This is a genomic window from Ketobacter alkanivorans (assembly GCF_002863865.1).
Classification (GTDB): domain Bacteria; phylum Pseudomonadota; class Gammaproteobacteria; order Pseudomonadales; family Ketobacteraceae; genus Ketobacter; species Ketobacter alkanivorans.
Genome location: NZ_CP022684.1, coordinates 4,216,127 through 4,227,261 on the forward strand (window position 1 = coordinate 4,216,127; position 11,135 = coordinate 4,227,261).

Here is an 11,135-nt window from a genome sequence, read left to right on the forward strand (position 1 = left end):
CATTTCCTTATATTTTCCAAATCTACAATTCGACCAATAAGAGAAGAAGAATAAACACTTCACGGGGTTACTATGTCCAATAATAACAGCACCGATACTGCTAAGTTACTCAAGCAGGCCCTCAAAGAACTGAAACGATCCAAGGATTCAGTTCAGCGACTGGAAAAAGAAAAGAACGAACCCATTGCGGTAATTGGCCTGGGTTGCCGCCTGCCCGGCGGTGCTAACAGCGCCGATAAACTGTGGCAGTTGCTGGAAAACGGTGATGACGCCATTGTTGATATGGTTGATCAGCGTTGGGTGGGTGATGATTTCTATGATCCAGATCCTGAAGCGGTCGGTAAGCTGTACACCAAGGCCAACGGCCTGGTAGACGATGTTGATCAGTTCGATGCGGATTTTTTTGGTATCGCGCCAGTGGAAGCCACGTTGATGGAGCCGCAACAGCGTCTGTTGTTGGAAACCACATGGGATTCTCTTGAGCATGCCGGTATAGCCCCCGATTCTTTGATGGGTAGTAAGACAGGCGTATTTGTGGGTATCTGCCATATGGGTTATTCCCACATGCAGGCGCAATACGGTAGCCTGGAAGACATCTCTCCCTATAATGGTACAGGTAACTCTCACTCTGTAGCGTCTGGCCGTTTGAGCTACTTGCTCGGCCTGCAAGGTCCTAGCCTGTCGGTAGACACCGCTTGTTCCTCTTCTCTGGTTGCAATTCACCTTGCAGTGCAAAGTCTGCGCAAGGGTGAATCCGATATGGCACTTGCTGCCGGTGTTAACTTAATTCTCGAACCCACCACTTCAATGATATTTGCCCGCGCGGGAATGCTTTCCCCTGATGGTCGCTGTAAAACCTTTGATGGCGATGCTAACGGCTATGTGCGTGGTGAAGGTTGCGGTACCGTTGTCCTGAAACGCTTGTCTGACGCTTTGCGTGACGGCGACAACGTTCTGGCAGTGGTACGCGGATCTGCGGTAAATCAGGATGGCAAGAGCCAGGGTATCACCGCACCCAATGAATTGGCGCAGGAAAAAGTTCTGCGTGCAGCGCTGGAAGATGCTCGGGTTAAACCCAATGAAGTTTCTTACGTTGAAGCCCACGGTACGGGCACCCCGCTGGGTGACCCGATAGAATTGGCAGCTCTTAATACTGTTTACGGTAAAGAGCGTACTGAAAAGCTGGTTGTTGGCTCCATTAAAACCAATATGGGGCACATGGAAGCAGCAGCGGGTATAGCGGGCTTTATTAAGCTGGTGTTGTCTGTACATAATCAGACCATTCCCAAGCATTTGCATTTCTCCAAGCCCAACCCATACATTGATTGGTCCAACATCGCCATAGAAGTGCCTACTGAGCAGCGTGAATGGAAAGCACCGGTTCGTATTGGTGGTTTGAGTTCTTTCGGCTTCAGCGGCACTAACTGTCATATCATTGTTGAACAAGCTCCGATTCCTTCTGATATTAATGATGAAAAGCCAGCAACCCAGTTTGCGCCTGAGTTGTTGACCATCTCTGCCAAGTCTAAAGATGCATTACAGGCGTATCTGACAAGTTATGCCGAGGCATTAAGCCTGCCATCGGTGCAAGGCTATGATTGGAATGATGTGTGCTTCACGGCCGCTACCGGTCGTAACCACTTCCGTCATCGCGCGACAGTTTTGGCAGGCTCTGCACAGGAAGCCGCCGATAAGCTGAATGGGTTGCTGAAAAATGGCGATGCCAATGGCATCAATATTACTGATGTAGGCACTAACCCTGCCAAGATTGCTTTCATGTTTACGGGCCAGGGTGCTCAGTTCGCTGGCATGGGGCAGGATCTTTATGAGCGCTTCCCGGTATTTAAGGATGCTCTGGATAAAGTTGCCGAGTTGATGAGTGCTGAGCTGGATCAGCCACTGCTATCCATCATGTGGGGCGACAACACAGCTCTGCTGGATGAAACCCAATATACCCAGCCGGCGATATTCGCTCTGCAATATGCACTGACTCAGCTGTGGACTTCCATGGGCGTGCAGGCTGCTTGCGTAACCGGACACAGTATCGGTGAATATGCTGCTGCAGTTTATTCCGGCGTTATGTCGGTTGAAGATGCAGTTAAAATGATATGTGCTCGAGGCCGTCTGATGGCCAGCGAGTGTGAGCGTGGGGCGATGGCTGCAGTATTTGCCAGCGCTGACGAAACCCGTAACGTGATCGAAACTTTGGACAGCGTGATTGATATTGCGGCTGTGAACGGTCCTCGTAATTGCGTTATCTCGGGTGAGAAGCCAGCAGTAGAGCAGGCAGTTGCCTTGCTGAGCGATGAGAAGATCAAAGCCAAGTTGCTGACGGTATCCCATGCTTTCCATTCTCCCATGATGCAGCCGATGCTGGATAAATTCAGCAAGGTGGTAGAGCAGGCCAAGCTGAAAGCGCCACGGATTCGTTTTATCTCCAGTAAAACCGGTAAGACAGCAACTCAGGATGTTAAAAATGCCCAGTACTGGGTTGAGCATGTGCGTGATGCGGTGCTGTTCCTGAATGCAGCTCAAGAGCTGGGTCAGCAGAAAATCCAAGCATGTGTTGAAATCGGACCTGGCGCTAACTTGGTGAAGCTGGCGCCGCAGTGCATTGAATCTGCACAACCAATCAATTACATGCACAGCGTGGATCGTGAGGTTCAGGAAAGCTCGCATTTCACAGAAGTTGTTGCTGGATTGCATTGTTCCGGCGCATCGCTGAACTGGAAAAACCTGTTTGTCGGTGGTGAACGTAAACGCGTTGATCTGCCTACCTATCCATACCAGAAGCATAGCTACTGGGTAGATAAAATCCGTATGGGTAACTACAGCAAGGCGGCAGGTATGTCCTTTGGCCGACTGCTTTACAACACGGATTGGTTCGCAGCTGCATTATCTGAAAGTAAAGAAGCTGATTTTGACGATGTGGTTGTCATCGGTGCTGCTCCAGCCTGGCTGGAAGTGTTGAAAGGTAAAACTTCAGTATTGGCATTGGATGCATCGGCTGATGCAGAATCAATCAAAGCCGCTGTTGCCCCATTGCAGGCAAAAGCTCAAGAGGCCGGTAAGGTGCTTCCTGTTCTGCTGGTGGCTCCCTCAATGCCTGCGCAACTCGGTGATGTTGCAGGCGCGGTTCACAGTCAGATCCACTCAGTTCTGGCAACGGCGAAAGGCATTATTGCAGGTAGCGATTCCTCCAACCCGGCTCGAATCTGGTGTGTTAGCGAAAACGCCTACGGCAAAGATAATATTAACCTGGCGGCGTATCCGATGCTGGGCTTTGCCAAGGGCTTCGCGTTGGAAGCAGGCGAACTGTGGGGCGGCATCGTCGACCTCAGCGGTAGTGCCGAAGATCAGGGGGCAGCGTTGCTGGCCGAACTGTGCGCCAACGCGCAGGAAGATGTGGTGAAAGTAGAGGGGACTGTCCGCAGCGTGTTGCGCTTGGGTCAGGATCGTCTGCCATCATCGAGTCTCATCAAACTGGATAGCGATGCTACCTATTTGGTGACCGGTGGTTTAGGTGGTCTTGGTTTGTACGTTGCCGATGCGCTGACCCGCTCCGGTGCCAAGCACCTGGTGTTGATGAGTCGTCGTGGCAACCTTGAATCTTTGGATGGGGATCGAGCTGAGCTGGTCGCCAAACTTAAGGAGCAGGGTGTACAGATATCTGTAGCCAATGTTGATGTTGCGGATGAGGCTGCGGTCGCTGATCTGGTGGGTGAGCTGGCACAAGCAGCAAGCCCGCTGAAAGGTATTGTGCATGCTGCCGGTATTAGCGATATCGCGCTGGCTCATGAGATGACCATTGAGCAATGGCAGCAAGTGACCCAGGCCAAATTGGAAGGAGCGTTGAATCTACACAACGCCACTGCCAAAGTGGATCTGGATATGTTTGTTGTGTTCTCGTCTATTGCCTCTGTTTGGGGTTCTGGCGGCATGGCTCATTACGCAGCAGCCAATCACTTCCTGGATGGCTTGGTGGATTTCCGCCGTTCACAGGGCTTGGCCGCTACGGGCTTTAACTGGGGGCCTTGGGGTGGTGCTGGTATGGCCACCGGCGATGCAGCAGAAGAAGCCGAGCGCCGCGGTTTGAAACCCTTCGATCCAGAATCGGCTATTGAGCTGATGACTAAGGCGTGGACTGGTGGCAACGCCCATCAGACCGTTGCCGATGTTGACTGGACCCGCTTCCGTGAAATTTTGGAAATGCGTCGTCCGCACCCCATGTTTGGCACGTTGGGCCGCAACCTGGCAGCTACTTCTGGCGTAACAGGTGAGAAGTCTGCGTTCTTTAAAGCGTTGATCCCTCTGGAAACCGAAGAGCGTGCTGAGAAAATAGTGGGTTATCTGCAGGAGCTGTTTGGCCGCGTTACAGGCAAGGCTGAAGGTGAAGCAGTTGATCCTGAAATGCCACTGATGGATTTGGGTATTGACTCCATCATGGCGCTGGAAATCAAAAAACAGGTGGAAGCTGATACTGGCCAAGCCATGAAAGCAACGTTGATTTTTGATTATCCAACCATTAATAAAATTGCAGAATACTTTGCCGTTAATCTTTACGGAGAAGAGAGCGAAGCGGCCTCTGTTGTTGCCGGTATGTACCATGGTGAGCCAATTGCCATCATTGGTATCGGTAGTAAAATGCCAATGGCACCCAATGGTCCGGGCGATTTTTGGGATCTGTTGAAGAATGGCCGTTGTGGTATTAACGATGAGCCGTCTGATCGTTGGGATATCAACCAATATCTGGATAAAAACGAAGATGCTCCCGGCAAAACCTACACCTTGTCTGCAGGCCTGATTGATGACATTGAGTCATTTGACGGTAAGTTGTTTGGCATAGCACCTCGTGAAATCGAGAGTATGGAACCGCAGCAACGGTTAGTGCTGGAAGCTTCCTGGGGATCGTTGGAAAACGCAGGGTATGCACCCAACTCATTGAACGGCACCCGTACGGGCGTGTTTGTGGGTGTCGGCGCGAATGAATATATCCGCTCCTGTGCTACCGGCGCTCGTGAAGAAGACATCATGTTTATTCCTACCGGTAATGCACTCAACGTTATTGCCGGTCGAGTAGCCTTTAACCTGGGTCTGCAAGGCCCCACCATGACGCTCGACACAGCCTGTTCTTCTTCTGCTGTGGCGATTCACCTTGCTTCGCAAAGCTTGCGTAATGGCGAGTGTGACATGGCTCTGGCCGGTGGTGTGAATGCCATGGTAATGCCAGAAACCTTTGTGGCATTGTCCAAGGCACACATGCTGTCAAAAGAAGGCCGTTGTAAAACCTTCGATGAAAGTGCAGATGGTTACGTGCGTGGTGAAGGTGTGGGCATATTGGCACTGAAGCGCCTGTCTGACGCCGAGCGTGATGGTGACAATATTGTTGCAGTGATCAAAGGCTCCGCGATCAATCAGGACGGCCGTTCCAGCAGCCTGACCGCGCCTAATGGCCCCTCCCAGGAGAATGTAATCCGCTCAGCGCTTGCTAACGCAGGGCTCACAGTGGATGACGTGGATTGGGTTGAAACTCACGGCACTGCCACGCCACTGGGTGATCCGATCGAAGTTCAATCGTTGGAAGCGGTGTACTGTACCAACCGTACCAGTGATAACCCGCTGATCATCAGTTCCGTAAAAACCAACGTGGGCCACTTGGAATCTGCAGCTGGCGTGTCCAGCGTGATGAAAGCCGCGCTCTCATTGCAGCATGGTGAAATTCCACCGCATTTGCATTTCAACAAATTCAATCCGCACATTGCCGTGGATGCTAGCAAGTTTACCATTCCAACAGAAAGTCGTGAGTGGAAGGCAGGTGAGCGCAAGCGTCGTGTGGGTATCAGTTCCTTTGGCTTCAGCGGCACTAACGTGCACATGATTCTTGAAGAAGCGCCGCAGCGTAAGGAAGTGATCAACGCTACCGAGCGCAACAGCCATGTTCTGACGCTATCGGGTAAAACCGAAGGCGCAGTACTGGGCTTGGCCAAGCGTTATGCAGAGTTCTTGCAAAACGACAATATGAATGCCAAAGAAGCCGCGTTTGCAGATATCGCGTTTACTGCCAATACCGCGCGCCAACACTTTGAGCATCGTGTAGCTGTTGTGGCGCCTGATGCTGCAGGTGCGGTAGATAAACTGAAACAAATTGCTGAAGGCGTTTCCGTAGCCGGCAGCTTTAAAGGTGAAGGTAGTGAGCCTGTCACAGGGCTGGCTTGGTTGTTCACCGGTCAGGGCTCACAGTATGCGGGCATGGCGAAAGAGTTGTATGACACCAACCCTGCATTCAAAGCGAATCTGGATAGTTGTGAAAAGCTGTTCGATCAGGAGACTGGTTCTTCCTTGCTGGAGCTGCTGTGGGGTGATCGTTCAGAAGAGATCGATAACACGCAATATACCCAGCCTGCTATTTTTGCCTTGGAATATGCGCTGGCCCGTCATTGGCAGAGCCTGGGTGTTAAGCCTGCGGTTATGGTGGGTCACAGTGTTGGTGAGTATGCTGCTGCAGTTATCGCTGGCATCATGAGCCCTGAAGATGCCATGAAGCTGATCGTCGCTCGTGGCCGATTGATGGTTGAGAAGTGCGAAACTGGCGATATGGCTGCTATCCTGACGGCTCAGGATAAAGTAGAAGCCTTGTTGGATGGAGTGACAGACGTACAGGTTGCTGCGTTCAATGCACCCGGTAACACGGTTGTGTCTGGTACCGCTGAAGGCATTGCTGCCATTATTGAGAAAGCGAAAGCTCAAGATATCGATGCGCGCTTACTCACTGTATCCCATGCGTTCCATTCCAATATGATGGAATCCATGTTGGCGGAGTTTAAAGCAGTAGCCGAAAGCATTGAATTCCAACCTGCCAAACTGGATATCGTTTCCACGGTCAGTGGTGCTCTCAATCAAGGCGAAATGTCTACCGCTGCTTACTGGGTTGATCACGTCAAGCGTCCAGTCAGCTTCGTTGCCGCTATAAACAAACTGCCAGAGCAAAAAGTTAATCTGTGTCTTGAGATCGGCCCCGGTTCTACTTTGACTGGTTTGGCTACTCAAATCCTGGGTACAGATAAGTGCCGCTTTGTACATACATTACGTGCCAAGCAGAACTCCGAACGTCAGTTTAACTTGGCTGTTGCTCAGATGTATGCCAATGGAGTCGATATCAAGTGGGCAGCCTTTGATGCTCCATTTGCCCGTCAACGTGTTGCGGCACCAAGCTATGCCTTCGACCGCAAGCGTTATTGGTTGGGTGACAACGATAACGGCATTGGCGCAGGTGGTGGCGGTGCGATGGGTGAGGTTACCGAAAACCTTCTTACCATGATGCACTCACCTATGAGTGATGATTATTACTTCGAGAATAACTTTGGAGTGGAGCATCCGTTTAACTTGGATGATCACCGACTCTACGAAGTAGTGGTTGCCCCTGGCGCATTCCATGTGGCAAACGCCATCCTCTGTGCTCGTGATGTGTACGGCGAAAAGCCGGTGAAACTGGATGATGTGGTATTCCCTGAGCCATTCATTTTGGAAGAAGGGCAAAAGCGCCGTCTGCACTATGGCTTCAAGAAACTGTCTGATAAAGACAAGGATGATTATGAAGTTAAGGGCTTCAGCCGTGATGATAAGGCCGGTGAAAAAGACTGGACCATGCATGCCAGCATGAATGTGACTGCCTGTGACGGCCCTGATGCAACTCAGGTGCTGACACCGGAAGACATTGAACAAATTCAGGGCCGTTCCACGCATGCCTATGATGGTGATATGTTCTACGGCGAAATGTGGAAAGTGGGTTATCAACTGGGATCTCAGTTCCGTTGGATAGCGGGCTTCTGGCGTCGCCCTGGTGAGACTCTCACCAAGTTGCGCTTGCCGGAATCTGCCATCGAACAGGGCAAATACATGATTCACCCTGGACTGATGGATTCCTGTTTCCAAAGCTCTGCACTGGCTGCCATGCATGATGACTTTGATGCTTCCAAAGTAGATGCGATCTATATTCCTTTTGCATTGGAGAATCTGCGCTTCTTCCGTAAGCCCACCACTGAATTGTGGTGTCACGTTAAGATCAAGAATCCGCCAGAAGATCCCAGTGAGGTAATGGAAAGTTATTCTCACACGATCCAGGTGTACGATGATCAGGGCAACATTTTGATCGATGTGGAAACGTTGCACAGCAAACGTGCTCCGAAAGAAGCGTTGCTGCGTGCCATCAGCAAAGATCCATTTGATGGTCACTACGAAGCACACTGGAAGACTCAAACTATTCCAGCAGATCAAGAGGTTAAACCGCTTACCGGTACATACCTGGTTGTTGGCGAATCCAGCAGCCTGACGACAGCCATCAGCGACGAGCTTGGCAACCGCGAAGGCGTAACTGCTTGGCAGATTCGTTGTGATGGCACGAGCTTTGAGCAAGAAGGCAACGGCATCACGCTGAACCCTGAAGATGGCGGTCAGTGGATGCAGGCAATCGGGGCGGTAGGCGGGCTCGCCAATGTGGCAGGTCTGATCTATGTGGCACCGGATGCCGCGCCAGATGGCGATGTAATGGGACTGCAGAAGCGTATTTTCTCACCCATTCTGAATATGCTTAAAGCACTGCAGCTGATGTCAGCCGCTGGCTCACCCCGTTTGTGGTGTGTTACTGAAGCTGGTGTGGCTGCACAGCGCAGTGATACCCATGTTAACCCGGCTCATGCTGCGTTGATCGGTTTTGGTAAAGTGTTGGATATGGAGCATTCCGAGTACAACTCTGTGCTGGTGGATGTGGATGCAGAAAGCGATGCTCGAGCGGCTAAATCATTAGCTCAGGAGATGCAACAGGCTGGTGGTGAGAAGCTGGTAGCTTATCGCCGCGGCGCAAGGATGGTTGCTCGCTTGGCGCGTACCACTCATGAATCTGCAGGTATGCCGATTCCAGAAGCTCCTTACCGTCTTATCATCGAGAAGAAAGGTACTTTCGAAGATCTGAAATTTGTACCATTTGAGCCGCGTAAACTGGGCTCTACCCAAATGGCAGTAAAAGTACTCAGTGCGGGTCTTAACTTCCGTGATGTTATGGGTGTTCTGGACGTATATCCAGGTGAAGCAGGCCCTCTGGGTGGTGAGTGTATCGGTGAAATTACCGAGCTGGGTACCGATGTTAAGGACTTTAAGGTCGGTGATGTGGTCATGGTGCCACTGACTGAATCCTGTATGAGTACACAGACAGTCACCGAAGAACTGCTGACCTGTCGTGTACCGAAGAACCTCTCCATTAATCAGGCCTCAACCATTCCTGTGGTGTACTGTACCGCTCTGCATGGCTTGAAAAACCTGGCCAAGTTGAAGAAAGGTGAGCGCGTACTGATTCATGCCGGTGCCGGTGGTGTTGGTTTGGCAGCAATCTACATTGCTCGTCATATCGGTGCAGAAGTGTTTGCAACTGCCAGTGAGAAGAAACGCGACTTCCTGCGTAAGATCGGTGTTGAGCATGTGTTCGACTCCCGCTCTCTGGACTTTGCCCAGCAGATCCGCAACGTTACCGGTGGTGAAGGCGTGGATGTGGTGCTGAACTCTCTGGCAGGGGAATTCATTACCACCAGCATGCAGCTGCTGAATGAGGGTGGACGCTTTATTGAAATCGGTAAGGCGGATATCTGGACTCAGGATCGTGTCAAAGCGTTCCGTGAAGATATCTACTACGAGGCCTTCGATCTGGTGGTTGTTACGCTGCAGAACCCCAATGCTCTGCGCGAATTAATGGATGAGATTGTAGAGAACGTAGAGGCAGGTCACTATCAGCCATTGCCGTACACTGTGTTCAAACACAAAGAGGCCATGGAAGCGTTCCGTTACATGGCACAAGGCAAGCACATTGGTAAGATCCTCATTAACCGTGATGATCCTGCCATTGCCGTGAAGGACGATCGCTCATACCTGATTACGGGTGCATCTGGTGGTCTGGGTATGCTGTTCGCGAACTGGTTTGCGGATCAGGGCGCTGGCGAAGTGATCTTGGCAGCACGTCGAGATGTTCGAGATGTAGACCCTGATGGTGTAAAAGCTATAGAAGCCAAAGGTACCCGTGTTACTACTGTGAAAGCCGATTCCGGTGATCGTGGGCAGGTAGCGGATATGATGGCCAGCGTTAAAGCGCACAGTCTGCCTTTGGGTGGTGTGATTCACGCAGCCGGTATCCTCTCGGATGCCTTCATCATGAATCAGGATATGGCCAGCTTTGAGAAGGTCATGGCACCGAAACTGGCAGGCGCCTGGTATCTACACGAAGAGACCAAAGACATGGAGCTGGATATGTTTGTCCTGTTCTCCTCGCTTTCTTCTCTGCTGGGAGCGCCAGGTCAGGCCAACTATGCTGCGGCCAACGCCTTCTTGGATGGGTTGGCGTACTACAGACGTGGTTTGGGTATGCCTGCAACCGCTATCAACTGGGGCCCATGGGGTGAGGTCGGTATGGCTGCTAACAGCCAGGTCGAAGCCAACGCCAAAGCCTCTGGTGTACATCTGATCGATCCACAGGTTGGTTTGGACTGGTTTAATATGGTCCTGCAGGGTAACCCTGTGCAACGTGGCTTGATGGTGATTGATTGGGCGGCGCTGGCGAACATGTCTGGCTCCATTCCGGCCTTCCTGTCCGAACTGGATGTTAAAGCCAGTGTGGGTGTGGATGCTGATTTGCAGAAAATGGCAGATGAGTTCCGCGCAGGCTTGGCAGACGCGCCTATCGATGAACGGACACCCATGTTGGTTGAGATGATTTGTGAGCAGATCAAACGGGTAATGGGTCTGGATGAATCCGATACCATCAATCCGAATCAGCCGCTGCAAGAGCTGGGTCTGGATTCGTTGATGGCGGTGGAACTGCGTAACATACTGTGTGCTCTGATAGGCAAACAGCTACCAGCAACATTGATGTTCAAATACCCAACGGTGTCCAGTCTGAGTACCTTCCTGATTCAGGATATGTTCCCAGATGAAATGGCAGACGCCGAAGAAGATAATGCACAAACAGAGAACACGGAGGCCTCTGCACAACAAGAACAGCAGGAAGAAGAGGATCAGTTGGATGACCTGTCTGATGACGAGCTGGCTGCAATGCTGGCTGCGGAATTAGGCGATGACGACGAAGACTGATCTGT

General features: G+C 51.5%; 1 protein-coding gene. It reads left to right on the top strand.

Annotated features, from left to right (window positions below; translation table 11 throughout):
* Positions 1 to 72: 72 nt before the first annotated feature.
* Entirely contained in the window at positions 73 to 11,130 is an 11,058-nt protein-coding gene (locus Kalk_RS18110) for a type I polyketide synthase (protein ID WP_101895589.1), read from the top strand.
* Positions 11,131 to 11,135: the final 5 nt, after the last annotated feature.